The sequence below is a fragment of the Variovorax sp. H27-G14 genome (assembly GCF_046156345.1).
Lineage (GTDB): Bacteria > Pseudomonadota > Gammaproteobacteria > Burkholderiales > Burkholderiaceae_C > Variovorax.
Genome location: NZ_JAYLVN010000001.1, coordinates 838,234 through 861,456 on the forward strand (window position 1 = coordinate 838,234; position 23,223 = coordinate 861,456).

Annotated in this window: 21 protein-coding genes; 5 read left to right on the top strand and 16 right to left on the bottom strand. The window is 66.3% G+C overall.

The features are described 5' to 3' along the window. Positions 1 to 31 precede the first annotated feature (31 nt). A complete protein-coding gene (locus tag VLK31_RS03940) occupies positions 32 to 1,129 on the top strand; it encodes a phospholipase D-like domain-containing protein (RefSeq protein WP_409167360.1) in 1,098 nt (365 codons plus the stop codon). A gap of 25 nt (positions 1,130 to 1,154) precedes the next feature. Here the strand turns inward: VLK31_RS03940 and VLK31_RS03945 are convergent, their stop codons facing one another. Continuing rightward, the gene (locus VLK31_RS03945) at positions 1,155 to 1,934 is read right to left on the bottom strand and encodes a sulfite exporter TauE/SafE family protein (protein WP_409167054.1); all 780 of its coding nucleotides are present in this window, start codon (positions 1,932 to 1,934) and stop codon (positions 1,155 to 1,157) included. After that, entirely contained in the window at positions 1,928 to 2,881 is a 954-nt protein-coding gene (gene pyrB / locus VLK31_RS03950; protein WP_409167055.1) for an aspartate carbamoyltransferase, read from the bottom strand. The genes VLK31_RS03945 and pyrB overlap by 7 nt, the downstream gene beginning before the upstream one ends. 174 nt (positions 2,882 to 3,055) lie before the next feature. Between pyrB and VLK31_RS03955 the strand changes: the two genes are divergently transcribed. Then, the gene (locus VLK31_RS03955; RefSeq protein WP_409167056.1) at positions 3,056 to 4,003 is read left to right on the top strand and encodes a LysR family transcriptional regulator; all 948 of its coding nucleotides are present in this window, start codon (positions 3,056 to 3,058) and stop codon (positions 4,001 to 4,003) included. Here VLK31_RS03955 and VLK31_RS03960 read toward each other — a convergent pair. Continuing rightward, a complete protein-coding gene (locus tag VLK31_RS03960; RefSeq protein WP_409167057.1) occupies positions 3,981 to 5,231 on the bottom strand; it encodes a Zn-dependent hydrolase in 1,251 nt (416 codons plus the stop codon). The genes VLK31_RS03955 and VLK31_RS03960 overlap by 23 nt on opposite strands. Before the next feature lie 261 nt (positions 5,232 to 5,492). On the opposite strand from VLK31_RS03960, the gene groES reads away from it, so the two are divergent. Further along, on the top strand, positions 5,493 to 5,783 hold the full coding sequence (gene groES, locus VLK31_RS03965) for a co-chaperone GroES (protein ID WP_093125512.1): 291 nt from the start codon (positions 5,493 to 5,495) through the stop codon (positions 5,781 to 5,783). A gap of 29 nt (positions 5,784 to 5,812) precedes the next feature. Continuing rightward, positions 5,813 to 7,465 carry a chaperonin GroEL gene (gene groL / locus VLK31_RS03970; RefSeq protein ID WP_409167058.1) on the top strand — a complete coding sequence of 551 codons (1,653 nt, stop codon included), beginning with the start codon at positions 5,813 to 5,815 and terminating at the stop codon, positions 7,463 to 7,465. Between the two features lie 181 nt (positions 7,466 to 7,646). Here the strand turns inward: groL and xylB are convergent, their stop codons facing one another. The 12 genes from xylB to tal form a co-directional block, all read right to left on the bottom strand. Then, positions 7,647 to 9,113 carry a xylulokinase gene (xylB, locus tag VLK31_RS03975; RefSeq protein WP_409167059.1) on the bottom strand — a complete coding sequence of 489 codons (1,467 nt, stop codon included), beginning with the start codon at positions 9,111 to 9,113 and terminating at the stop codon, positions 7,647 to 7,649. Positions 9,114 to 9,131: 18 nt separating this feature from the next. Further along, a complete protein-coding gene (locus VLK31_RS03980; RefSeq protein WP_409167060.1) occupies positions 9,132 to 10,088 on the bottom strand; it encodes an AraC family transcriptional regulator in 957 nt (318 codons plus the stop codon). Between the two features lie 39 nt (positions 10,089 to 10,127). After that, positions 10,128 to 11,096, bottom strand: coding sequence for a carbohydrate kinase family protein (locus VLK31_RS03985; protein ID WP_409167061.1), 969 nt, complete (start codon positions 11,094 to 11,096; stop codon positions 10,128 to 10,130). A gap of 17 nt (positions 11,097 to 11,113) precedes the next feature. Then, positions 11,114 to 11,812 carry a transaldolase family protein gene (locus tag VLK31_RS03990; protein WP_409167062.1) on the bottom strand — a complete coding sequence of 233 codons (699 nt, stop codon included), beginning with the start codon at positions 11,810 to 11,812 and terminating at the stop codon, positions 11,114 to 11,116. Positions 11,813 to 12,127: 315 nt separating this feature from the next. Next, a complete protein-coding gene (locus tag VLK31_RS03995; protein WP_409167063.1) occupies positions 12,128 to 12,916 on the bottom strand; it encodes an L-iditol 2-dehydrogenase in 789 nt (262 codons plus the stop codon). Beyond that, positions 12,913 to 14,301: a D-arabinitol 4-dehydrogenase gene (gene dalD, locus VLK31_RS04000; protein ID WP_409167361.1), complete on the bottom strand. Its 1,389-nt coding sequence runs from the start codon at positions 14,299 to 14,301 to the stop codon at positions 12,913 to 12,915. The genes VLK31_RS03995 and dalD overlap by 4 nt, the downstream gene beginning before the upstream one ends. A gap of 73 nt (positions 14,302 to 14,374) precedes the next feature. After that, positions 14,375 to 15,421, bottom strand: coding sequence for an ABC transporter ATP-binding protein (locus VLK31_RS04005; RefSeq protein WP_409167064.1), 1,047 nt, complete (start codon positions 15,419 to 15,421; stop codon positions 14,375 to 14,377). Between the two features lie 17 nt (positions 15,422 to 15,438). Further along, positions 15,439 to 16,275 carry a carbohydrate ABC transporter permease gene (locus tag VLK31_RS04010; RefSeq protein WP_409167065.1) on the bottom strand — a complete coding sequence of 279 codons (837 nt, stop codon included), beginning with the start codon at positions 16,273 to 16,275 and terminating at the stop codon, positions 15,439 to 15,441. Between the two features lie 13 nt (positions 16,276 to 16,288). Further along, the gene (locus tag VLK31_RS04015) at positions 16,289 to 17,146 is read right to left on the bottom strand and encodes a carbohydrate ABC transporter permease (RefSeq protein ID WP_409167066.1); all 858 of its coding nucleotides are present in this window, start codon (positions 17,144 to 17,146) and stop codon (positions 16,289 to 16,291) included. Between the two features lie 138 nt (positions 17,147 to 17,284). Continuing rightward, on the bottom strand, positions 17,285 to 18,595 hold the full coding sequence (locus tag VLK31_RS04020) for an ABC transporter substrate-binding protein (RefSeq protein ID WP_409167067.1): 1,311 nt from the start codon (positions 18,593 to 18,595) through the stop codon (positions 17,285 to 17,287). 544 nt (positions 18,596 to 19,139) lie between these two features. Next, positions 19,140 to 20,693 carry a glucose-6-phosphate isomerase gene (gene pgi, locus VLK31_RS04025; protein WP_409167068.1) on the bottom strand — a complete coding sequence of 518 codons (1,554 nt, stop codon included), beginning with the start codon at positions 20,691 to 20,693 and terminating at the stop codon, positions 19,140 to 19,142. 2 nt (positions 20,694 to 20,695) lie between these two features. Beyond that, positions 20,696 to 21,652, bottom strand: a complete 957-nt coding sequence (gene tal, locus VLK31_RS04030) for a transaldolase (protein ID WP_409167069.1) — start codon at positions 21,650 to 21,652, stop codon at positions 20,696 to 20,698. 293 nt (positions 21,653 to 21,945) lie between these two features. Between tal and VLK31_RS04035 the strand changes: the two genes are divergently transcribed. Continuing rightward, positions 21,946 to 22,614, top strand: a complete 669-nt coding sequence (locus tag VLK31_RS04035) for a lipocalin family protein (protein ID WP_409167070.1) — start codon at positions 21,946 to 21,948, stop codon at positions 22,612 to 22,614. Here the strand turns inward: VLK31_RS04035 and VLK31_RS04040 are convergent. After that, on the bottom strand, positions 22,560 to 23,222 hold the full coding sequence (locus VLK31_RS04040; protein ID WP_409167071.1) for an HAD family hydrolase: 663 nt from the start codon (positions 23,220 to 23,222) through the stop codon (positions 22,560 to 22,562). The two genes, VLK31_RS04035 and VLK31_RS04040, sit on opposite strands and share 55 nt — an antisense overlap. Position 23,223: the final 1 nt, after the last annotated feature.

The window sequence follows — 23,223 nt, forward strand, 5'->3', positions numbered from 1 at the left end:
TCGTGAATGCGCGCGACCATGCGTCGGGCCGATGGCTGGAGTTCTTCACCGACTTCCGCCGGCTCAACCACCGCATGCACAACAAGCTGTTCGTGGCCGACGGCGCCATGGTCATCGCGGGCGGCCGCAACCTGGCCGACGAGTACTTCCTGCGCAGCGAGAGCGCGAACTTCATCGACTTCGAGCTGCTCATGGCCGGCCCGGTGGTGCCCGAGTCGGCCGCAATCTTCGACACCTACTGGAACAGCGACGTGGTCTACCCGCTGCGGCGCGTGGCCAGCACCAGCCGCACGCCGGAGAAACTGAAGGCCGACTTCGAAGAAGCCACCTCCCCCGCCCACGCCCCGCCGCCCGATCCACTTCCCATTACCGACCTGCTGGGCGACCTGCCGCTGGGCGCGCAGCTGGCCAACGTGGCCGAGCTGAAGTGGATGCGTGCCGAGGCCAACGCCACCGCCGACAGCCCCAACAAGGCGCTGGGCGTCATGACGCAGCCCACCCAGTCGCTGGCGCAGCGCTTTCACGAGATGCTGGCCACCGCGCAGTCGAACGTGGTGGTGATCTCGCCTTACTTCATTCCGGGCGACGAGGGCATGGAGCGCATCCGCCTGGGGCGCGAGCACGGCGTGAACATCACCGTCATCACCAATTCGCTGGCCGACAGCGACGAGCCGCTGTGAACATCAACTACAACCGCTACCGCGTGGACATGCTCAAGCTGGGCGTGAACCTGTACGAGGTGAGCACCCAGCAGCTGCGGCGCAGCGGCCAGTTCCGCGACCTGCTCAAGAAGGCGCGCGGCCGGCTGCACGCCAAGCTGGCGCTGGTGGACCGCCAGTGGGTGCTGCTCGGCTCCATGAACCTCGACCCGCGCTCCGCCCTGCTGAACACCGAGTTCGGCGTGCGCGTGCGCAGCTTCGACCTGACGCAGGCGCTGCTGTTCGCCTACCAGCTGGACGACATAGAGGGCGTGTACCGCGTCACGCTCAAGCCCGACGGGCAGAACGTGCAGTGGGTGGGCACCGGCGACGTCACCAACGAGGTGCTCGACAGCGAGCCCGACTCCAGCATGCTCACGCGGCTGCAGCTGCTGCTGTTCTCTTGGTTCGTGCCGACCGACCAGCTTTGACGCTGTCAGCGCATCGCGTGTCTCGCTAGGACAAGCGCGACGCCTCCCACAGCAGCTTGATGCCGAGCAGCAGCGTGAAGACCAGGAACGCGGTCTTCATGCGCTTCGGGTCTGCCACGCGCGCCACCCACGCGCCCAGCAGGCCGCCCGCCGCGCAACCGACGAACAGCGGAACGCCCAGCCGAAAGTCGATGCTGCCGCTGGAGACGAAGGTCAGCACCGACGAGCCGACCGCCAGCAGGTTGATGCGGGTCATGGCGAGAGCGCTCTCGCGGAACGTGAGGCCGTAGCAGCGCATCAGCGCAAGGATCAGGAAGGTGCCGAAGCCGGCACCGAAGAACCCCGAGTACATGCACAGCCCGAAGATCACCGCCACGCCCACCGGCGCGGGCGGCAGGCGGGCCTGCGCGTTGCGCGCGCGCTGCGAGAAGTCGGTGCGGTGCGTGGCCCAGAGAATCACGATCATCAACAGCGCGACCGCCACCTTGAGCACCCGGTCGGCCACGCCGACCACCAGCAACGACCCCGACACCGAGCCCACCACCGCCAGCGGCCAGGTCACCCAGGGCAGCCTGACGGGCTCGGCCGCATCGGCGCCGGCTGCATCGGCCCCAGCTGCGCGGTGCGCCAGCGCCCCGGTCACGAAGGAGCCGAGCAGCGCGAACTTGATGGTGGCGATGCTCTGCGCGCCCGAATGCCCCATGAGCAGCAGCAGCGGAACGCCCGCCGTGGCACCGCCGCCGATGGTGACCGCCACCGCGCCGATGAACAGGCCCAGCCCGGGCAGCAGCAGCGTGCTCAGCATGGCCTGCCCACACCCGCCAGGCGGTTGGCCGCCGGGTGGCCCAGGGCGCGCAGCAGCGTGGCGCAGCGCACGGCCACGCCGTGGCGGGCCTGCTGAAAGTACTTGTTCTGGGGCGTCTCGTCGACGTCGGCATCGAGCTCGTCGGTACGCGGCAGGCAATGCATGACGATGAGGTTGGCCGAGCCGCGCGACAGAAGCCCGCGATGCAACCGGCATTTCTGCAATTGGCGCGCATACGCCGCCGGATCGGTGAAATTCTCCTGCTGCACGCGCACCACGTACACCATGTCGGCATGGCCGATCATTTGTTCCATCGACGGGTATTCGCGCGGCGCCACGCCGTTCAATTCGCCCAGCGCCGGCGGAAATGCGCTGCCTTCTTCGGCCTCGATCGGCGCGTCGACCACGTGAAGCCGCACATTGTCGAACTTGCGCAGACCCGCAATCAGCGATTTGGCGGCGCGCGAATACCGAATGCCGCCCGCAATGCCGATCTGCAGGCCGTCGATTGCGCCGAAATGCTCGCGCAGCGTGTACAGGTCGATCAAGGTCTGCGTGGGATGCTGCATGCGGCCCTCGCCGGCGTTGATCAGCGGCACGCGAATCGTGGGCTTGATCTGCTGCATGACGCGGTCGTGCGGATGGCGCGCCACCACGGCGTCGCAATAGAAGCCGGCCATGCGCGTGGTGTCCAGCAGGCTCTCGCCCGTGTCCAGCCGGGTGTTGCGCGCGTCGGGAACGCTCAGCACCTGCGCGCCCAGGCGATGCGCCGCCGCCTCGAAGCTCCAGCGGGTGCGCGTGCTGGGCTCGAAGAAAAGCATGCCCACCACCTTGCCGGCCAGCGCCCGGCGAAAGTCGTCGGGTGAGCGCCTTATGCGGTCGACGATCGAAAAAATATGTTCGATGTCGCCCCGGGAAAGATCCTCGATGGAAATAAGGTCAGGCATGCAATGCTCCCTGTTTTTTAATTGATTCGACCTGGAAAAAATCAGGGGGCTTCGCTGCTCAATTGACAAACTTAATTGACAATTGTTTTTCAATTCATTCAATTGCTTTTTCTATTTTCCCAGCCCCGCGCCATTCTCGTATTCTCAAATGCATAGAAATAGCCAAGCCTCGTTATGCAACCCATAAAAAACAATTTGGCTTCGCCGATCAATTTCGAGCAATTGCGCACTTTTTCACTGGTGCTCGAATTGGGTAGTTTTTCAGCCGCCGCGCAACGGCTGGGGCTGACGCAGCCGGCCGTCAGCGTGCAGGTGAAGCAACTCGAAAGACGCCTCGGTGTCCGGTTGATCGAACGGGTCGGCCGCCGCGTCGGCCCCACGCCGGCGGGCGCGGACCTGATGGCCGAGCTGCCGCACGTGACCGCGGCGCTGTCCAACGCCATCAATGCCGCCACCTTCCATTCGGCGGGCGTGGCCGGCCGGGTGCGGCTGGGCACCGGCGGCACCAGCTGCCTGTATCTGCTGCCGCCGGCGCTGCGCGACCTGCGCGCGCGCTATCCGCTGCTCAACATCATCGTGAGCACCGGCAACACAGAGGGCTACGTGCGGCGCGTGGAAGACAACACGGTCGACGCCGCGGTGGTCACGCTGCCAGTGAGTTCGCGCGCGCTGGCGGTCACGCCGATCCTGCGCGACGACTTCGTGGCCATCTGCCGGCGCGGCAGCACCGACTGGCCCGCCGAGGTTACGGCGCCCATGCTGGGCGCGCTGCCGCTGGTCAAGTTTGTGTCGGAAGCCAGCGCGCGCAGCCTGGTGGACGACTGGCTGCGGCGCGGCGGATGCACGTCGCCGCCGGTGATGGAGTTCGACAGCGTCGAGGCCATCAAGGCCATGGTGGCGGCCGGCCTGGGCGTGGCGGTGCTGCCCCGGATGGCGGTCACGGGCCAGGGGCACCACCCGGAGCTCGACCTGTGCGCGCTGCAGCCGCCGCTGCACCGCACGCTGGCGCTGGTCACCCGCAACGACAAGCCGGTGAGCAAGGGCCTGCGTCAGGTGATCGACGCCGTCGTCGCGGCGGGGCAGGCCTTCGAGGCGGCGGCTAGCGCGCGTCCAGCAGCCTGAGCGTGTGCGCCAGCACCTGGGTGCCGGCGGCCACCTGCGCCTTGCTGGCCCACTCTTCCTGGCAGTGGCTGCGCCCGTCCAGGCAGGGGATGAAGATCATGCCCATCGGTCCGGTGGACGCGACATGCATCGCGTCGTGGCCGGCGCCGCTGGGCAGTGCGCGGTGCGCCAGCGCCAGGCCGTCGGCAGCCCGGGCCACGGCCTGCATGACGACGTCGTCGCACCGCGTGGGCGGCGTGCGCGTCAGCGGCGCGGCGCTGCAGGTCACGCGCAGCCGCTGAAAGTCGTCATGGCAAAGGGCCATCACGCGCTCGGGAAACCCGTCGAGCACCGACTGCGCATTGCTGCGCACCTCCAGCACCATGTCGACCCGGCCGGGCACGGCGTTGGGCACATTGGGGCTCATCGAGAGGCGCCCGATGGTCGCCACCACGTAGTGCGGCTGGCCGTCCATGGCGCTGGCCTCGCGGTGCACCGTGTCGATGAGCCGGGCCGCGCCCACCAGGGCGTCGCGGCGGATGTCCATGGGGGTGGTGCCGGCGTGGTCGGGCTGGCCGGTCACCGTGAACGCGACGCGGCGGATGCCCACGATGTCGGTGACCACGCCGATCGGCAGGCCCTCGCGCTCCAGCACCGGCCCCTGCTCGATGTGCAGTTCCACGAAGGCGGCGATGCCGCCAGGGCCGCGGGCCGCGCTGCCCAGGTCGTCGGGCCGTGCGCCGATGCGCCGCATGGCTTGAGCAAGGCTTTCGCCGGCCTCGTTGCAGGAGGCCAGCATGGCCGCGTCCAGCGTGCCGGCGAAGGCCCGGCTGCCCACGCAGGAAATGCCGTAGTCGCTGGGCTCTTCCGACAGAAAGTCGATCACTTCCAGCGGATGCCGCAGCAAGACGCCGCCTTCGTGGAGCGACTGCGCCACCTCCAGCCCTGCCAGCACGCCCAGGATGCCGTCGAAACGGCCGCCGCCCACCACGGTGTCGCAATGCGAGCCGGTGACCAGCGGGGCCAGCCCGGGCTCGGTGCCCTGGCGGCGCCCGGTCAGGTTGCCGGCGGCGTCGGTGTGAACAGTGAGCCCGGCTTGCGCGAACTCGCCACGCAGCCAGTCGCGGGCGCGGTCGAATTCGGGGGAGAAGGCGCGGCGCGTCCAGGGAAGGTCGGGGCGGGTGAACGAGGCGAGGGTTTCGAGGCGCTGCCAGAGGCGGTCGGGCTGGATGGGGAGGGCTTGATGCATCCGCGGATGGTGACTTGCCTCGCGGCTTTCATGAAGAGGGTGCGGGTGATGCGAGCCATAAGGCCTTGTTTTGTTTGGCCCGCCGGCAGCTGTTTGCCGAATGGCGGCAAGCCCCTGCCCTTGAAACGTCATCGAATGCCCTTATCATTAGCACTCGCTGCCGACGAGTGCTAACAGCCACTTGCCGCCAGTCGAATGGGTGCCAGGCCCTGTCCGGCGCCCGACCACAAACCCGTTTCTTATCCATATTCAGGAGATGCAATGAAACTTCGTCCTTTGGCCGATCGCGTGATCGTCAAGCGTGTTGACAGCGAAACCAAGACCGCCTCCGGCATCGTCATCCCCGACGCAGCCGCTGAAAAGCCCGATCAAGGCGAAGTCCTGGCCGTCGGCCCGGGCAAGCGCACCGACAAGGGCGAACTGACCGCACTGACCGTCAAGGTCGGCGATCGCGTCCTGTTCGGCAAGTACAGCGGCCAGACCGTCAAGGTCGACGGTGACGAATTGCTCGTCATGAAGGAAGACGACCTGTTCGCAGTCGTCGAGAAGTAATTCATTCATCCCATTCGGAGTAAATACACATGGCAGCAAAAGACGTAGTCTTCGGCGGTGAAGCCCGCGCACGCATGGTCGAGGGTGTCAACATCCTGGCCAACGCAGTCAAGGTCACCCTGGGCCCCAAGGGTCGCAACGTGGTGCTCGAACGCTCGTTCGGCGCCCCCACCGTGACCAAGGACGGCGTGTCGGTCGCCAAGGAAATCGAACTCAAGGACAAGCTGCAGAACATGGGCGCCCAGCTCGTGAAGGAAGTGGCTTCCAAGACTTCGGACAACGCCGGTGACGGCACCACCACCGCGACCGTGCTGGCACAAGCCATCGTTCGCGAAGGTTTCAAGCTGGTGGCTGCCGGCATGAACCCGATGGACCTGAAGCGCGGCATCGACAAGGCTGTGACGGCCCTGGTCGCCGAGCTGAAGAAGGCTTCCAAGCCCACCACCACCTCCAAGGAAATCGCGCAAGTCGGCTCCATCTCGGCCAACAGCGACGAAACCATCGGCAAGCTCATCGCTGACGCGATGGACAAGGTCGGCAAGGAAGGCGTGATCACCGTGGAAGACGGCAAGTCGCTGGACAGCGAACTCGACGTCGTCGAAGGCATGCAGTTCGACCGCGGCTACCTGTCGCCCTACTTCATCAACAACCCCGAGAAGCAATCGGCGCTGTTGGACAACCCCTTCGTGCTGCTGTTCGACAAGAAGATCAGCAACATCCGTGACCTGCTGCCGGTGCTGGAGCAAGTTGCCAAGGCTGGCCGTCCGCTGCTGATCATTGCCGAAGAAGTCGAAGGCGAAGCCCTGGCTACCTTGGTCGTGAACACGATCCGCGGCATCCTGAAGGTTGTGGCTGTCAAGGCGCCTGGCTTCGGCGACCGCCGCAAGGCCATGCTGGAAGACATCGCCATCCTGACGGGCGGCAAGGTCATCGCTGAAGAAGTGGGCCTGACGCTCGAAAAGGTGACGCTGGCCGACCTGGGTCAAGCCAAGCGCATCGAAGTGGGCAAGGAAAACACGATCATCATCGACGGCGCCGGTGCCGCTGGCGACATCGAAGCCCGCGTGAAGCAAGTGCGCGTGCAGATCGAAGAAGCCACGAGCGACTACGACCGTGAAAAGCTGCAAGAGCGCGTGGCCAAGCTGGCCGGCGGTGTTGCAGTGATCAAGGTTGGCGCCGCCACCGAAGTCGAAATGAAGGAAAAGAAGGCCCGCGTCGAAGATGCACTGCACGCTACCCGCGCTGCCGTGGAAGAAGGCGTTGTGGCTGGCGGCGGCGTGGCTCTGCTGCGTGCCAAGCAAGCTGTGGGCAACTCGATCAAGGGCGACAACGCCGATCAAGAAGCCGGCATCAAGCTGGTGCTCAAGGCCATCGAAGCGCCCCTGCGCGAAATCGTGAACAACGCCGGCGGCGAAGCTTCGGTGGTGGTGAACGCTGTGTTGGCCGGTTCGGGCAACTACGGCTTCAACGCTGCGAACGACACGTACGGCGACATGCTCGAACTGGGCATTCTGGACCCGACGAAGGTCACCCGCACCGCACTGCAGAACGCCGCTTCGGTGTCCTCGCTGCTGCTGACGACCGAAGCCATGATTGCTGACGCACCCAAGGACGAGTCCGGCGCCGGCGGCGGCATGCCTGACATGGGTGGCATGGGCGGCATGGGCGGCATGGGCATGTAATTTCGCTCGCCCCCAGGGGGATTTGGCTCGCCCCCAGGCTGCGCGGCACTTCGTGTCCGCTACGCCAACCCCCTACCGGGGGCAACACCTGCGGCCCGGCAAAGCCGGTTCCGCGGTGTTTCGCGAAAGTAAAAAACCCGTCTTGCGACGGGTTTTTTTATGGGCGCTCGAAATGCGACGTCTATGGGAATTGATTGGCAAGCGCCGCATAGAGCGCTTGAAATCGCACATGGCGCGCCGCATGCACGCCAGCCCCATCGCCCGAAGGCAACAGTTGCTGCTTCACCGGTGGCAGCGTGCACACCTGCGCCACATCTCCCCCATCGGCCAGCCACGCCAGCCGCGCCGCGCCCAGCGCTCCGCCTGTCTCGCTGCCCGCATACAGCGTGAGCGTCACGCCGAAGATGTCGGCCAGCAGTTGCCCCCACCACACGCTGCGCGCACCGCCGCCCACCAGCGCCATTTCGCGCAGCGGCATGTCAGCGGGCAGGCGCAAGGTGTCGAAGCCGTCGCGCAAGCCGAAGCTCACGCCCTCGACCACCGCATAGGCGATCTCGGCCGGCCCGTGCGCGTGCGTCAACCCGAACAGCACGCCCTGCGCATTGGGGTTGTTGTGCGGTGAACGTTCGCCCGACAGGTACGGCAGAAACAGCGGGCAGCGCGCGCGATCCGCCGGCGACACCGAGGCCGCCGCTTCGAGCAAGGCTGCTTCATCGGCGAACCTGAAAGTCTTGGCCGCCCAGCTCACCGCGCTCGCGGCCGAGAGCATCACCGACATCTGGTGCCAGCGCTTCGGCAGCGCATGGCAGAAGGCATGCATCGCCTGCGCCGGGTTCGGCAGAAAGCGGTCGGTGGACACGAACACCACGCCCGACGTGCCCAGCGACACAAAGCCCTGCCCCGGCTCGACCAGCCCCATGCCGACCGCGCTGGCGGCGTTGTCGCCGGCACCGCCTGCAATCAGCACGTCGTTGCCCAAGCCCCAGCGCACGGCCAGTTCGGGCTTGAGCTGTGCGGAGACCTCGCTGCCTTCGACCAGGCGCGGCATGTGCGCGCGCGTGAGGCCGGTGGCCGCCAGCAGTTCGTCGGACCAGTCGCGTGCGCCCACGTCGAGCCACAGGGTGCCCGCCGCGTCGGACATCTCGCTGACCGCCTCGCCGCTGAGCATGAAGCGCAGCCAGTCCTTGGGCAGCAGCACGCGCGCCGTGCGCTTGAAGATGTCAGGCTCGTGCTCGCGCACCCACAGCAGCTTGGGCGCGGTGAACCCGGGCATCGCCAGGTTGCCCGAGATCTCGCCCAGGCGCGGCACGGCGCGCGCGAGCGCCTCGCACTGCGGGCCGCTGCGGCCGTCGTTCCAGAGGATGGCCGGGCGCAGCACCTCACCCTCTGCGTCGAGCAGCGTGGCGCCATGCATCTGGCCCGACAGGCCGATTGCGCGCACCGCGGCAAGCGCTTCAGGGTGCGACTGGCCGAGCGCTTGCATCACATGCTCGAGCGCCTGCCACCACTGCTGCGGCGCCTGCTCCGACCACAGCGGTTGCGGCCTTTCGACCGTGAGCGGCGCGCGGGCCACGGCCACGATGCGGTGGTCGTCGGCGAGCAACAGCGCCTTGAGCTCGGACGTGCCGAGGTCGAGTCCCAGGTACAAGATGAACTCCCTGCTTTTCTACGAAGGAATGCCCGAGCCGAAACGGGTGTCGGCCTGGCGTCGGAACTCGCTCGGCGTCATGCCCTTGATTTCAAGGAAGCGCCGGTTGAAATTGGCCACGTTGTTGAAGCCCACCTGGTAGCAGATGTCGGTCACGTAGTGGTCGGTCTGCATCAGCAGATGGCAGGCGCTGTTGATGCGCACACGGTTCACGAAGTCGGTGAAGCTGTTGCCCGTGGAGCGCCGAAAGAAGCGGCTGAAGCGGCTCTCGCTCATGCCCAGCTCGGCCGCCACGTCCGACATGGAGATCGACTCGGCCATGTTGTTGGTGATGCGGTTGACGATGCCGTTGATCTGGTCGACCTGCGCATCGCCGTCCGCGCCCTGGGCGCCCTGCATCTGCACGCTGGACAGCAACCGGTAGTCGGTGCATTCGGCCAGGTCGGCCAGGAACTCGCAGAACAGGCCCAGGCGCCGCACGCCGCGCGCGGCCTTGATGTGGTCCCAGTGCGCCTGCGCCTGCTGCGACATGCCGAAGAATTCGATGCCGTGGCGCGCGCGTTCGAGCAGCTGCATCACCTCGCGCAGCTCGGGAATTTCCGCGGCCGCGCGTTCGATGGGCTCGTGGCGAAACTGGATCACGCGGTCGCGCCCCGCCGCGCCGCCTTCGGGCACGTCGAGCGAGATCCAGTTGTGCGGCAGCCGCGGCCCGCACAGCACCAGGTGGCCGGGCTGGAACGGCCCGATCCAGTCGCCGATGAAGGCCTTGCCCGATGTCTCGGTGATCAGGTGCAGCTCGTAGTCTTCATGGAAGTGCCAGCGCACCAGCGGGCTGGGAAAGCCGTGCGCCAGGCAGCGCACCAGGCCGGTTTCTTCCGGCGCCTCGTAGCCCAGCGAGGGGGAGCGCGCAAAGTCGCGCTCCAGCTCGGGCTGGCGCTGGCGAGGGATCGAGCGCTTGCGGGTGGACGTCGTCATGGCAGCAAGTTCAGGCAGCAACAGTTCAGGCAGCACGCTTCAGGGCAGGGAAGCCCCAGCGCCATTTTGTTCCCCCGCCAGCGCGGCGTGCACCGCGGCCAGCGTCGGTGGGTCGGCGCCCTCGCGGGTGCAGTTCAGCGCGGCGGCGGTGGCGGCAAAGCCCATTACCTCGCGCCAGGCCTCGTCGGTGAGCGCGCCGAGCTGGGCCGGCTGCTCGATGCCGTGCGCGAGCAGCGACACCGACAGCCCGGCCGTGAAGGTGTCTCCGGCGCCGATGGTGTCGACCACCTGCACGCGCGGCGCGGCCACGCTCAGTGGCGCATGCCCGGTGCGCCACAGCGTGGCACCGTCGCCGCCGCGTGTGACGATCACCGCGCGCGCGCCGACGTTCAGGCATTCGGCGGCCAGCGCATCGATGGGTTGGCCGGGCGCGAGCAGTTCAGCGTCTTCGTCGCTGAGTTTCACCAGGTCGGCCAGCGCGAACCAGGCCGAAACACGCGCGCGGTAGGCCGCCATGTCGCTGATGAGGCTGGGCCGCACGTTGGGGTCGAACACGATCACGCGCTGGCCCTTGTTGGCGGCCACCAGGTCGGCGATGCGCGTGGCGGCCGGGTCTTGCAGCAGCGAGATCGAGCCGAAGTGCAGAAAGCGGCATTCCGCCGGCAGCTGCGGCAGCGGCTCGGGCGCCCAGGTGGCGTCGGCGCTGCCGCTTGTGTAGAAGGCGTAGCGGTTGGTCTGCGGCGTGCGTTCGACAAAGGCCAGCGTCGACGGTGCGCTGCTGCGCAGCACGAAGCTGGTGTCCACGCCGTTGCGTTGCAGAAAGCCCATGAGCCGTTCACCGAACAGGTCGGTCGACAGCTGCGTGAGAAAGCCGGTGGGTTGCCCCAGCCGCGCGCAGGCCACGGCGGTGTTGAGCGGCGAGCCGCCCTCATGGCCGAGGAACGCCAGGGTGCCCGCCTGGCTGGCGGTGAAATCGATGAGGGCTTCGCCCGTGAGTGCTATGCGCATGGTGTCTGGATTCTGAATCAGGGCAAGGCGCGTGCGTCGGCCAGAAAGCCGTTTTCGGCGGCGAGTGTGGCCGGATGGTCGAGCAGTTCGGCAAACAGCCGGGGCGGAATGGTGATGGCGCCCACGCCCAGCCCCAGCAGCGAAAGATACGCCTCGCGCGAACGGACGCTGGCCACGAGCAGCCGCGTGCTCGCCGTGCCGGATGCACCCGATGCACCGGGCACGGCCCGACGCGCCACCAGCGACTGCATCTGCGCAATCAGCGCCAGCCCGTTCACGCCGGAATCGTCGAGCCGCCCGAGGTACGGCGCTGCGTAGGCCGCGCCGAGCTGTGCGGCAAAGTGCGCCTGCTCGGGCGCGTACACGGCCGTCCACGTGACGGGCACGCCCTGCGCAATGAGCCGTGCGCCGGCATCGAGGCCTTGGCGCGTGGCCGGAATCTTGATGACGAGTTGGCCGCTGTCGAACTGCGGCAGCAGCGTGTGTGCGTCTTCGAGCATGCCGTCGACCTCGCTCGAATACACCTGGGCCTGCACTTGTCGCGCCCCCAGTTCGATGCAGCGCTTGAGCAGGTCCGGCAAAGCGGCGCGGCCCACGCCAGCGCGCAGCAGCAGCGTCGGGTTGGTGGTGACGCCGTGCACCACCGGGTGCGGGAGGCAGGCCTTCAGTTCGGTCAGGTCTGCACTGTCCAGGTAGAGGTGGAAATCTTCGTTCATGGTCTTTGGGCTTTGGGTGCGCTGCTGGTTCGGGGTAAGTGCACAGGCCATCGGGTACTCCCCTCCGCGAATGTCCCCCGCTTCGCTCCTCCTTTATTTCGCTGCGGGGAGCACCCGACGCCCTGTGCACCAGGGCACGCTGTGGGTGATCGCGCGATCAACGACCGCTCTGAATAGCGCTCACGCCGATGGGGTGCCTTGCGCAGCGAAATAAAGGAGGAGGCCGCAGGCCGGGGGACATTCGCGGAGCAAGGTACCCCGTCGGCGTGAGCGCCGCCCTGAATGACTCCCCGCACATCAAAAGAAACATCCATATCAGCTCATGACATTCCCGCCATCGACATTCAAAGTCTGCGCAGTGATGTAGCACGCCTCGTCACTGGCAAGAAACACCGCCGCACCTGCAATGTCGCCAGGCAACCCCATGCGCCCCAGTGGCACCGCCAGCCCGACCTGGCGCTTCTTCTCACCCAACGCCAGCCCCTCGGCCTTGGCGAACAGACTGTCGACGTGGTCCCACATCGGCGTGTCGACCACCCCCGGAGAAATGCCGTTCACGCGAATGCCGTGCGGCGCCATGGCCAGCGCGGCGCTCTGCGTGTAGCTGATGACCGCCGCCTTCGTCGCGCAATAGTGCGCCACCAACGCCTCCCCACGGCGCCCCGCCTGCGAGGCCATGTTGATGACCGACGCGCCCTGCGTGCCCGCCTCCACCATGTGCCGCAACACCGCCTGCATCACGAAGAACATGCCCTTCACGTTGACTGCGAACAGCCGGTCGAACGAAGCCTCGTCACTGTCCAGCAACGGCGCCAGGTCGAACACCGCCGCGTTGTTGAACAGCGTGTGCACCGGCCCGAAAGCCACCTGTGCCTCCGCCAGCATGTGCGTGATGGCCTGCGTGTCGGTGACGTCGGCCGCGATGTACGCGAGACGGTCGGGGTGCTGCTGCTGCAACGCGCGCACCGCATCGGGCGCGGCGGTGGCGCGGTCGATCACCGTGCAGCGCGCGCCCTGCGCAATGCAGGCCTGCGCCACGGCCAGACCGATGCCGCCACCCGCGCCGGTCAGCAGCACATGCCGGTCTTGCAAGCGGCCGCTCATGGCCGGCTTTCGGTTTCTACGAAGCGCGCGGTGCGCTCGGCAGCGCGGCGCACGGCATCGACCAGGCGCGCGTCGCCCGTCAGCTTGCCCCACAGGCCCACGTCCGCACACAGCGCAGCGACCGGGTCGGCTGCGCTGCAGACGGCATGCGCCACGGCTTCGTCCATGCCCTGGTCCTGGTAGGCGTACGGCAAGGTGCCCTGGTGCCAGCGCTGCAAAAACGCAAGGAACAACGCGGGCAACATCGCCACGCTGTCGATGCCCTGGCCCGCCGCCAGCCGCTCGCGCACGGTCGGTGCAATGAAGCCCGGAATCTTGGAAAAACCGTCCGCCGCCACGCGCTGGTTGGTGTCGCGAATGGCGGGGTTGCCGAAGCGCTCCAGCACCACGTCGCGGTACGCCGACAGGTCGATAGGGCTCGGGCTGAGGCAAGGGACCACGTCGTCGGTGACGTAGTCGAACGCCATCTTGCGGATGGCCGCGTTGTGCGTGCCCTCGTGAATGAAGTTCAACCCCACCAGCGTGCCCGCCCAGGCAATGCAGCTGTGCGTGGCGTTGAGGATGCGGATCTTCGCCTCCTCGTAAGGCTGCACAGATTCGACCAGCTCCACGCCCACGCGGCCCCAGTCCGGCCGGCCCGCCGCAAAGTTGTCTTCGATCACCCACTGGATGAAGCTCTCGCCGGTGATGGCGGCCGCATCGTCGCGGCCCGTGGCGGCCTGCACGCGCGCGCGCAGCTCGGGCGGCGGGCGCGGCGTGATGCGGTCGACCATCGCGTTGGGGCAGCGCGTGTGGGCGTTCACCCAGGCCAGCAGATCGGCATCGCCCGCCAGTTCGATGAACTGCTGCAGGCCCGCGTGAAAGCGGTCGCCGTTGTGGCGCAGGTTGTCGCAGTTCAGCAGCGTCACGGCGCCGGCGTTCGCGGCTTTGCGCGCACGCAGAATGGCGCAGACCGCGCCGTAGATGGTCACGTTGTCGCCGCCGGCTTCGCCATTGCGTGCACGCGCCACGTCGGCGGCAAGGTCTGGGAACGAAAGGTCCAGCTTGCCCTTGTCGTCGAGGTAGTAGCCAGCCTCGGTGACGGTGAACGACACGATGCGCGTGGAGGGCACCGCGCCGCGCGCGATCACCGGGGCCAGCGAGCGCTCCCAGGGCAGCACCTCGCGGATGGCCTCGATCTGCTCGTAGCGGTACTCGCCCGCCGGCGACACGGTTTCGAGCGTGTAGCGCCCGCCTTGCGCCTGCAGCGCGGCAACGACGTCGGCCATGTCCGGCCGGATGTTGGCGCCCGACAGCGACCAGCGGGTGTCGCCCGCATCGATCAGCCGCTGCAGGTAGACGGCCTGGTGCGCGCGATGGAACGAGCCCAGGCCGAGATGGAGCACCGTGAACTCCGTGGGAGCCGGTGGAATGTGCGCGTGGGTCACGGGAATGTCCGTTGAAAAGGCGTTGGAAGAATCAAGCGCTCGCGCTGACCGAACGGCCTTCGCGATTGAACAGGTGCAGCACCGACGGGTCGAGCTCCACCGACACGTCGTCGCCGGCCTGCAGCGGCGTGCGGTCGTTCTGCCGTGCAATGAGCGGCACGCCGCCCACGTCGACGTGAATGAGCGTGTCGGCGCCCAGTGCCTCGATGAGCTCCACGCGGCCCTGCACATCGCTCACTGGCGCACCCTGCTTCGGGTGCACGCGCAGGCCTTCGGGGCGCACGCCGAGGAAGCCGTCGGCGGGCAGCTTGCCGCCGGTGGCGGCCGAGAAGCTGGGAATGGCATTGGCCGCCACCATGTTCATCGACGGCATGCCGATGAACTGCGCGACAAACTGATTGGCCGGGTGGTCGTACAGGTCGAGCGGCGTGCCGACCTGCTCGATGAGCCCGTCCCGCAGCACCACCACGCGGTCGGCCAGCGTCATGGCCTCGACCTGGTCGTGCGTCACGTAGATGGTGGTGGCACCCAGCGCGCGGTGCAGCTTGTGGATCTCCACGCGCGTGTTGCCGCGCAGCGCCGCGTCCAGGTTGGACAGCGGCTCGTCGAACAAAAACACCTTGGGCGCGCGCACGATGGCGCGGCCAATGGCTACGCGCTGGCGCTGGCCGCCCGACAGGTCCTTGGGCGTGCGATCGAGGTACTGCGTGAGGTTGAGCGTGTTGGCCGCATGCTCCACCTTGGTCTTGATCTCGCTCTTGGACACGCCCGCCAGCTTGAGCGCGAACGACATGTTGTCGTACACGCTCATGTGCGGGTAGAGCGCGTAGCTCTGGAACACCATGGCCAGGTCGCGCTTGCCCGAAGGCGCCCAGGTGATGTCTTTGTCGTCGAGCAGCAGGTTGCCGCTGGTGATGGGCTCCAGCCCTGCAATGAGCCGCAGCAGCGTCGACTTGCCGCAGCCCGAAGGCCCGACGAAGACGATGAACTCGCCCTTCTGAATCTGCAGGTCGACGCCCTTGATGATGTTGACGTCGCCAAAGCTCTTCTTGATGTTCTTGAGTTCGAGGTAGGCCATGAGATGTCTCCCTTTCTTTACTTGACGGCGCCGAAGGTCAGGCCTTGGACGAGTTGCTTCTGGCTGAACCAGCCGAACACAACGATGGGCGCGATGGCCATCAGCGACGCGGCCGACAACTTGGCCCAGAACAGGCCTTCGGGGCTGGAGTACGACGCGATGAGCGTGGCCAGCGTGCCGGCCTTGGCGGAGGTGAGGTTCAAGGCCCAGAAGGCTTCGTTCCAGCTCAGCACCAGGCACAGAAGCCCGGTCGATGCGAGCCCGCCCACCGACAGCGGCAGCACCACGTGGCGGAACTCGGTCCACAGGCTCGCGCCGTCCATGCGCGCGGCCTCCAGAATTTCGTTCGGAATGTCCTTGTAGGCGCTGTAGAGCATCCACACCATGATCGGCAGGTTGGACAGCGTGAACACGATGGTCAGCGCGGTGAGCGAGTCCAGCAGGCCCGCCGTTTGCGCCAGCACGTAGATGGGCACCAGCGCGCCCACGGCCGGCATCATCTTGGTGGAGAGCATCCACATCAGGATGTCGCGCGTTCGCCTGGTGCGAAAGAAGGCCATCGAGTACGCCGCGGGCGCCGCTATCAGCAGGCCCAGAATGGTCGAGCCCAGGCTGGTGATGAGCGAGTTGCGTGCGTACAGCAGGTAGTCGCTGCGGCGCTGCACCTCGCCAAAGTTGTCCAGCGTGGGCTCGAACACGAACAGCGGCGGCACATGAATGGCCTGCAGCTCCGTCTTGAAGGCCGTGAGAAACAGCCAGCCGAGCGGAAAGAACAACACCAGCGTGACGGCCCACGCACTCACGGTGCGAATGGCCTGCGGCAGGAAGTTGCTGGGGGGTTGTGTTTGTTGCATGGCGTTGTGCTCCTCAGTCGAGGTTCTTGCCGATGATTCGGATGAGGAACACGGCCACGATGTTGGCCAGCACCACCGCGAACAGCGCGCCGGCCGAGGCCACGCCCACGTCGAAGTTCATGAGCGACTGCTTGAAGATCATGTAGGTCATGTTCGTGCTCTCGTTGCCGGGGCCGCCATTGGTGGTGATGGCGATCTCGGCAAACACGCTGAGCAGAAAGATCATCTCGATCATGATCACCACGGCCATCGGGCGGCCAAGGTGCGGAATGGTGAGATAGAAGAAGCGCTGGAACGAGCTGGCGCCGTCCATGCGCGCGGCCTCCATCTGTTCGCGGTCGAGCGACTGCAGCGAGGTGATGAAGATCAGGCAGGCGAACGGCAGCCACTGCCAGGCCACCATGATGATCACCGACAGCAACGGCACGTCGGTGAGCCAGTCGACCGGCGTGGCACCGAAGAAGCGCCACAGGTCGGCCAACACGCCGTAGATGGGGTTCATCATCATGTGCTTCCACAGCAGCGCATTGACCGCGGGCATTACGAAGAACGGCGAGATGAGCAGCACGCGCACGATGCCGCGCCCCGGAAACGGCTCGTTCACCAGCAGCGCGAGCAGCACGCCGAACACCACCGTGATGACGATGACGCTGCCGATCAGCAGCAGCGTGTTCCACGTGGCCGGCCAGAAGTCGGGGTCGGTGATGAAGTAGTGAAAGTTCTCGAGCCCCGCGAAGGTGTGTTCGCCGGGCTGCATGAGGTTGTAGTTGACGAACGAGAAGTACAACGTCATTGCGAGCGGCACGATCATCCAGAGGAAGAGCGTGAGCACCGCGGGCGCCATGAGGGCGCGGGGCAGGAGTCGTTTCATTGTGTATTCCTCTCTGGCTGTTGCCCCCTCTCCCGTGCGCGGGAGAGGGTTGGGGTGAGGGCAAGCGACGTCGGCTGTGGACGCGCTGCTGCCCCCTCACCCTGGCCCTCTCCCCAAGGGGAGAGGGAAAGAAACGGCCTACTTGTAGTACCCGCCCTTTTTCATCTCACGCTCCGCCGCCGTCTGCGAGGTCTTCAGCGCCTGGTCGACCGTGACCTTGCCTGCCAGCGCCGCGCTCATCTGCTGTCCCACCGCCACGCCGATGGCCTGGAACTCCGGAATGGCCGCGTACTGCACGCCCACGTACGGCGACTTGGGCAGCGTGCTGTCGGTGAGGTTGGCGCTGTCGATGGCCTTCTTCTCGGCCTCGGCAAACTTGGCGACCTTCTGGAACTCGGGGTTCGCATAGGTCGACTTGCGCGTGCCGGTCGGCACAGAGGCCCAGCCGGTTTCCTTGGCGACCAGGTTCACGTAGTCCTTGGAGGTGGCCCACTTGATGAACTTCTGCGCTGCTTCGTCCTTGGTCGAGCTGGCCGGAATGGCCAGGTTCCACGACCACAGCCAGTTGGCACCCTTGGGCGTGCTGGCGGTCGGTGCCTGCGCAAAGGCCACCTTGTCGGCTACCTTCGACTGCTTGGGGTCGCTGATGAACGAGGCCGCAATGGTCGCGTCGACCCAGGCAGCGCACTTGCCTTCGTTGAACAGCGCCAGGTTTTCGTTGAAGCTGTTGGCCGACGCGCCCGGGGGGCCGTCCTTCTTCATCATGTCGACGTAGAAGGTGATGGCGTCCTTCCAGGGCTTGGTGTCGATCTGCGGCTTCCACTGCATGTCGAACCACTGGCCGCCGTTGGTGTTGACCAGCGTGGTCAAGAAGGCCATGTTGTCGCCCCAGCCCGGCTTGCCGCGCAGGCACATGCCGTACACGCCGCCCTTGGGGTCGTTGGCCTTGTCGGCAAAGTCCTTGACCTGGGCCCAGGTGGGCTGGTCGGGGATCTTGATGCCCAGCTTGTCGGCCAGGTCCTTGCGGTACATGAGCATCGAGCTCTCGCCGTAGAACGGCGCGGCGTACAGCTTGCCGTCGGTCGACAGGCCGCTGCGGATGGCGGGCAGCAGGTCGTCCACGTCGTACGCGGCATCGGTGGCGATGGGCTTGAGCCAGCCCTTCTTCGACCAGATGGGGGTTTCGTACAGGCCGATGGTCATCACGTCGAACTGGCCGCCCTTGGTGGCAATGTCGGTGGTGACGCGCTGGCGCAGGGTGCCTTCTTCGAGCGTGACCCACTTGAGCTTGATGTCGGGGTTGGCTTTTTCGAAGAAGGGGGTGAGCTTCTGCATCTCGATCATGTGGCCGTTGTTGACGGTTGCAATCACGAGTTCGGTGGCGGCCTGGGAAACGACGCCCGTGCCGATGAGTGCGAGGACGAGGCCCGCTTTCAGAAAACGCTTCATGTTGTCTCCTAGAGGTGAGCGACGCCCTCTTCTTGTCGGGTCGCCGTGCCAGGATTTTGAAGAAACGCACTTGCGGCTTTGGTACTTCGACCGGCAGAAATGGTACTTTCATGCACCACTTGACTGGGATATTCCCTAGTTGGCGCAATACAGCATGGGGAATGCGCGGTCCAAAGGCCTCAGCTTCTGTTTGATTCCGCGCTCTTTGGCCCAATAGTTGGCGGCGCTGTTCGGGGCGTGTGCACAGGCCGCCGGGTGCTCCCCTCCGCGAATGTCCCCCGCTTCGCTCCTCCTTTATTTCGCTGCGGGGAGCACCCGACGCCCTGTGCACTTGGGCACGCTCTGCGTGATCGCACGATCAACCACTGCTCTGAAAACGCTCACGTCGATGGGGTGCCTTGCGCAGCGAAACAAAGGAGGAGGTGCGGTAGCGCGAAGCCCGGGGGACATTCGCGGAGCAAGGCACCCCGTCGGCGTGAGCGTCGCCCTGAAACAGCAACGCCCATCCAGACCCAACAGATCCATGGACGGGCGCAAAGAAAAATCAGGAACTCAAGCGCTGCAGCAACCCAGCCGTAGAAGCATCAAGCCCCGTGACGTCGCCCGAGGCAAGACGCGGCTCGATGTCCCTTGCGAGCACCTTGCCCAGCTCCACACCCCACTGGTCGAAGCTGTTGATGCCCCACAGCGCGCCGCTGGTGAACACACGGTGCTCGTACATGGCCAGGAACGCGCCCAGCGACTCGGGCGTGAGCTTCTCGAACACGAAGAACGTGCTGGGCCGGTTGCCCGGAAAGTTCTTGTGACCGCCTTCGTCCAGCTTGCCGACCATCAACGCCTGCGCCTGCGCGAGCGCATTGGCCAACAGCTTGGGGTGGTGACCGTCCAGGTCGTGCGACGCATCACGCACCGCCACAAACTCCAGCGGAATCACGTCCGTGCCCTGATGCAGCATCTGAAAGTAGGCGTGCTGGCCGTTGGTACCCGGCTCGCCCCACAGCACCGGCGACGTGCCGAACGCCACGGGCTTGCCGCTGGTGTCGACCTGCTTGCCGTTGCTTTCCATCTCCAGCTGCTGCAGATAGGCCGGCACGCGCTTCAAGGCGCTGTGGTACGGCGCAATGCTGCGGCTCGTGAACTTGTGGAAGTTGCGGTACCACACGTCGAGCAGGCCCAGGCGCACGGGCAGGTTCTGCGCGAGCGGCGCGGTGCGAAAGTGCTCGTCCATCGCATGCGCGCCCGCCAGCAACCGACGAAAGCCGTCGGCACCGATGGCGAGCGCAATCGGCAGGCCGATGGCCGACCACAGCGAATAGCGCCCGCCCACCCAGTCCCAGAAACCGAAGGTGGTGGCAATGCCGAACTTGTTCGCTGCTTCCACGTTGGTGGTGAGCGCCGCAAAGTGGCCCGCAATGTCGTTGCCGCCCGACTGCTCGTACCAGCGCTTCGCCGACTGCGCATTGGTCATCGTCTCGGCCGTGGTGAAGGTCTTCGAGGCAATGAGGAAGAGCGTGTGCTCGGGCGCGAGGCCCTTCAGCACGCCGGCCAGCTCATGGCCGTCGACGTTCGAGACGAAATGGAAACGCTTGCCCAGCGCCGCAAACTCCGCCAGCGCCAGCACCGCCATCTGCGGGCCGAGGTCGGAGCCGCCGATGCCGATGTTGACCACGTCGGTGATGGTGTGGTCGCTGCGCACCTTCTCGGCATAGGCCAGCATCGCGTCGAGCGTGGCGTGCACTTCGCGCAGCTCGTTAGCGGTCTTGGGACCGGTGGGCGCATCGGCCGGTGCGCGCAGCAGCGTGTGCAGCACGGCGCGGTCTTCGGTGTTGTTGATGTGCTCGCCCGCGAACATCGCGTCGCGGTGGGCCTCCAGGCCGCATTCGCGCGCCAGCGTGAACAGCAGCTCCTCGGTGCGCGCGTCGATCAGGTTTTTCGACAGGTCGGCGAAGACGTAAGGCGCCTCCTGGCTGAAGCGTGCGAAGCGGCCCGCGTCATCGACGAAGGCATGGCGCACGTCGAACTGGCGGCCCGCCGTTTCAAAGCTGGACTGCAACTGCGCCCAGGCCGGTGCGCGGTCGCAGCGTTGGGTCATGGCCATGTTTACTTGCCGCTTTCGTGCATCAGCTTTTCGAGCTTCACCGCATCGGCCGCGAAGGCGCGAATGCCTTCAGCAAGCTTCTCGGTGGCCATGGCGTCTTCGTTGAGCGCGAAGCGGAAGCCAGCCTCGTCGTAGCTGACCTTGGCCACGTCGCTCTTGGCTGCGGCCTTGGCGTCCAGCGCATGTTCGAGCGGCTCGTTGCTGGCGGCCAACTCGGCCAGCAGCTCGGGGCTGATGGTCAGCAGGTCGCAGCCGGCCAGCGCCTGGATCTGGCCCACGTTGCGAAAGCTCGCGCCCATCACTTCGGTCTTGATGCCGTGCTGCTTGTAGTAGTTGAAGATTTCGCGCACCGACTTCACACCGGGGTCGTTGGCACCGGCGCTGGCCGCCTCGTCCCACTTGGCGCCGGCCGACTTCTTGTACCAGTCGTAGATGCGGCCCACGAAGGGCGAGATGAGCTGCACGCCAGCCGCACCGCAGGCCACGGCCTGTGCGAACGAGAACAGCAGCGTGAGGTTGGTGTGAATGCCGCGCTTTTGCAGTTCACGCGCGGCCTCGATGCCTTCCCAGGTGGACGCCACCTTGATGAGCAGGCGCTTTTCGGTGTCGATGCCTTCGGCCTTGTAGAGCGCCACGATGCGCTCGCCGCGGGCAATGGTGGCGGCCGTGTCGAACGACAGGCGCGCATCGACTTCAGTGGACACGCGGCCCGGAATGATCTGCAGGATTTCGGTGCCGAAGTTCACCAGCAAACGGTCGATGACCTCGTCCAGCGGCTTGCTTGCGTGCTTCTTCACGGTGTCGTCGAGCAGCGGCCGGTACTCCGGCTTTTGCACGGCCTTGAGAATGAGCGACGGGTTGGTGGTCGCGTCCTGCGGCTTGGAAACGCTGAGCTGCTTGAAGTCACCGGTGTCTGCGACGACGGTGGTCCACTGGCGAAGGGCATCGAGTTGGTTCATGAAATCATTATCCTGTGCGGGTTGTGACAAGTCCTGCACGCAGTTGCGCGTCGGCCGATGTTTTCATGCGCACCGTAGCACGGGTTTTCACGCGGCTCCATCAGCCTGATGGCTGTGGGGTTGTATGCCCTTTTCAGTGCGCACCAAGCCGCTTCCAACCGCCCCGCCCTACACCGCCTGTGGTCCGTGACTGACGGCCAAGCGCACCGCCGCGGGGCTAACGTCAGGCAGACGCCGAACGCTTCGTTTTTTTCCGAAGCGCTCCCCCGATTCCCCCCTTCAGGAGTGCCCCCATGACCCAACGCCCTCGCCGCGACACGCCCGTCGTTCTGCCTTTCGACGACCGTCGCACCAGCCAGGCGATCGGTGCGATGGCCACGGCCTTCGTTGTTGGCGGCGTGGCCACCTGGTTGGCGCTGGGCGCCGTGCGCACCGCGCACGCCCAGCCCGCCGGCCCGGCCGACGGTGCACCGCTGATGCGCGCCCCGCTCCAGGTGGTGGCGCCGGTCGACCTGCAGCGCTATGCCGGCGTCTGGCACGAGCAGGCCCGCCTGCCCAACCGGTTCCAGAAGCGGTGCGTGGGCCCGGTGTCGGCCGAGTACACCCCGCAGCCCGACGGTACCGTGCAGGTGCTCAACAGCTGTGTGCGGGCAGACGGCAATGTCGACGAAGCCATGGGCAGTGCCCGTGTGGTGCCGGTGCCGGGCCAGCCCGGCGCCGGGCGGCTCGAGGTGCGCTTTGCACCTTCGTGGCTCAGCTGGTTGCCGCTGGTGTGGGGCGACTACTGGATTTTGAAGCTCGACCGCGACTACCAGGTCTCGTTGGTCGGCACGCCCAACCGCGAGTACCTCTGGGTGCTGTCGCGTGCCCCGCGGCTCGACGCCGCCGTGCTCGAAGCCGAACTGGACTACGCCCGCAGCTTGGGGTTCGACACCGACAAGGTCGTGCTCACCGGCAAGTAACGCTGCAGCTGCGCGGGCAGCGCGGCCGGCGAGGTGCAATGGATGGCGTGCCAACCGAAGGCACGCGCCATTTCGACGTTGGCGGCAGAATCGTCGATGAACACCGTCTGCTCGGGTTCAAGGCCGTGGCGCATAGCCAGCACCTCGTAGATCTCGCGCTCCGGCTTGAGAAACTTCACGTCCCCAGAGAACACGCCGCCGTCGAAGCGCCGCATGAACGCATGCCGGCGCTCGATGTCGCGGGCGTACGGTGCGGGCATGTTCGACAGGTAGTACAGCCGAAGCGGCTGGCCGGCCTCGCGGTGGTCGATGAGCCGTTCCAGCATGTCCACCGTGACGCCGATGGGCTCCAGCCGCTCGCCCAGCCCTTCGAGCATGGCGTGCAAAGAGGCCGCGGGCAGCGACAGCCGGGCCGACATGCGCGCGATGGCGTCGTTCAGCGTGCGGGTGCCGCAGTCGAAGCTGGTCCAGTCGTCGTGATGGAACAGCGCCCGCCCCATGGCGGCCGCCGCGGCCTCAGTGGGCGCGTGCTGCGCAAGATGGGTCTGTACCAGGCGGGTGGGCTCCCATGCGAACAGCACGGCACCCAGATCGAAAACCACGTTCATG

Bases quoted from the DNA above. Each gene is read 5' to 3' on its own strand.
- VLK31_RS03940 (WP_409167360.1), top strand. From the start codon at position 32: ATGGCTGGAGTTCTTCACCGACTTCCGCCGGCTCAACCACCGCATGCA.
- VLK31_RS03945 (WP_409167054.1), bottom strand. From the start codon at position 1,934: ATGCTGAGCACGCTGCTGCTGCCCGGGCTGGGCCTGTTCATCGGCGCG.
- pyrB (WP_409167055.1), bottom strand. From the start codon at position 2,881: ATGCCTGACCTTATTTCCATCGAGGATCTTTCCCGGGGCGACATCGAA.
- VLK31_RS03955 (WP_409167056.1), top strand. From the start codon at position 3,056: ATGCAACCCATAAAAAACAATTTGGCTTCGCCGATCAATTTCGAGCAA.
- VLK31_RS03960 (WP_409167057.1), bottom strand. From the start codon at position 5,231: ATGCATCAAGCCCTCCCCATCCAGCCCGACCGCCTCTGGCAGCGCCTC.
- groES (WP_093125512.1), top strand. From the start codon at position 5,493: ATGAAACTTCGTCCTTTGGCCGATCGCGTGATCGTCAAGCGTGTTGAC.
- groL (WP_409167058.1), top strand. From the start codon at position 5,813: ATGGCAGCAAAAGACGTAGTCTTCGGCGGTGAAGCCCGCGCACGCATG.
- VLK31_RS03980 (WP_409167060.1), bottom strand. From the start codon at position 10,088: ATGACGACGTCCACCCGCAAGCGCTCGATCCCTCGCCAGCGCCAGCCC.
- VLK31_RS03985 (WP_409167061.1), bottom strand. From the start codon at position 11,096: ATGCGCATAGCACTCACGGGCGAAGCCCTCATCGATTTCACCGCCAGC.
- VLK31_RS03990 (WP_409167062.1), bottom strand. From the start codon at position 11,812: ATGAACGAAGATTTCCACCTCTACCTGGACAGTGCAGACCTGACCGAA.
- VLK31_RS03995 (WP_409167063.1), bottom strand. From the start codon at position 12,916: ATGAGCGGCCGCTTGCAAGACCGGCATGTGCTGCTGACCGGCGCGGGT.
- VLK31_RS04005 (WP_409167064.1), bottom strand. From the start codon at position 15,421: ATGGCCTACCTCGAACTCAAGAACATCAAGAAGAGCTTTGGCGACGTC.
- VLK31_RS04010 (WP_409167065.1), bottom strand. From the start codon at position 16,275: ATGCAACAAACACAACCCCCCAGCAACTTCCTGCCGCAGGCCATTCGC.
- VLK31_RS04015 (WP_409167066.1), bottom strand. From the start codon at position 17,146: ATGAAACGACTCCTGCCCCGCGCCCTCATGGCGCCCGCGGTGCTCACG.
- VLK31_RS04020 (WP_409167067.1), bottom strand. From the start codon at position 18,595: ATGAAGCGTTTTCTGAAAGCGGGCCTCGTCCTCGCACTCATCGGCACG.
- pgi (WP_409167068.1), bottom strand. From the start codon at position 20,693: ATGGCCATGACCCAACGCTGCGACCGCGCACCGGCCTGGGCGCAGTTG.
- tal (WP_409167069.1), bottom strand. From the start codon at position 21,652: ATGAACCAACTCGATGCCCTTCGCCAGTGGACCACCGTCGTCGCAGAC.
- VLK31_RS04035 (WP_409167070.1), top strand. From the start codon at position 21,946: ATGACCCAACGCCCTCGCCGCGACACGCCCGTCGTTCTGCCTTTCGAC.
- VLK31_RS04040 (WP_409167071.1), bottom strand. From the start codon at position 23,222: ATGAACGTGGTTTTCGATCTGGGTGCCGTGCTGTTCGCATGGGAGCCC.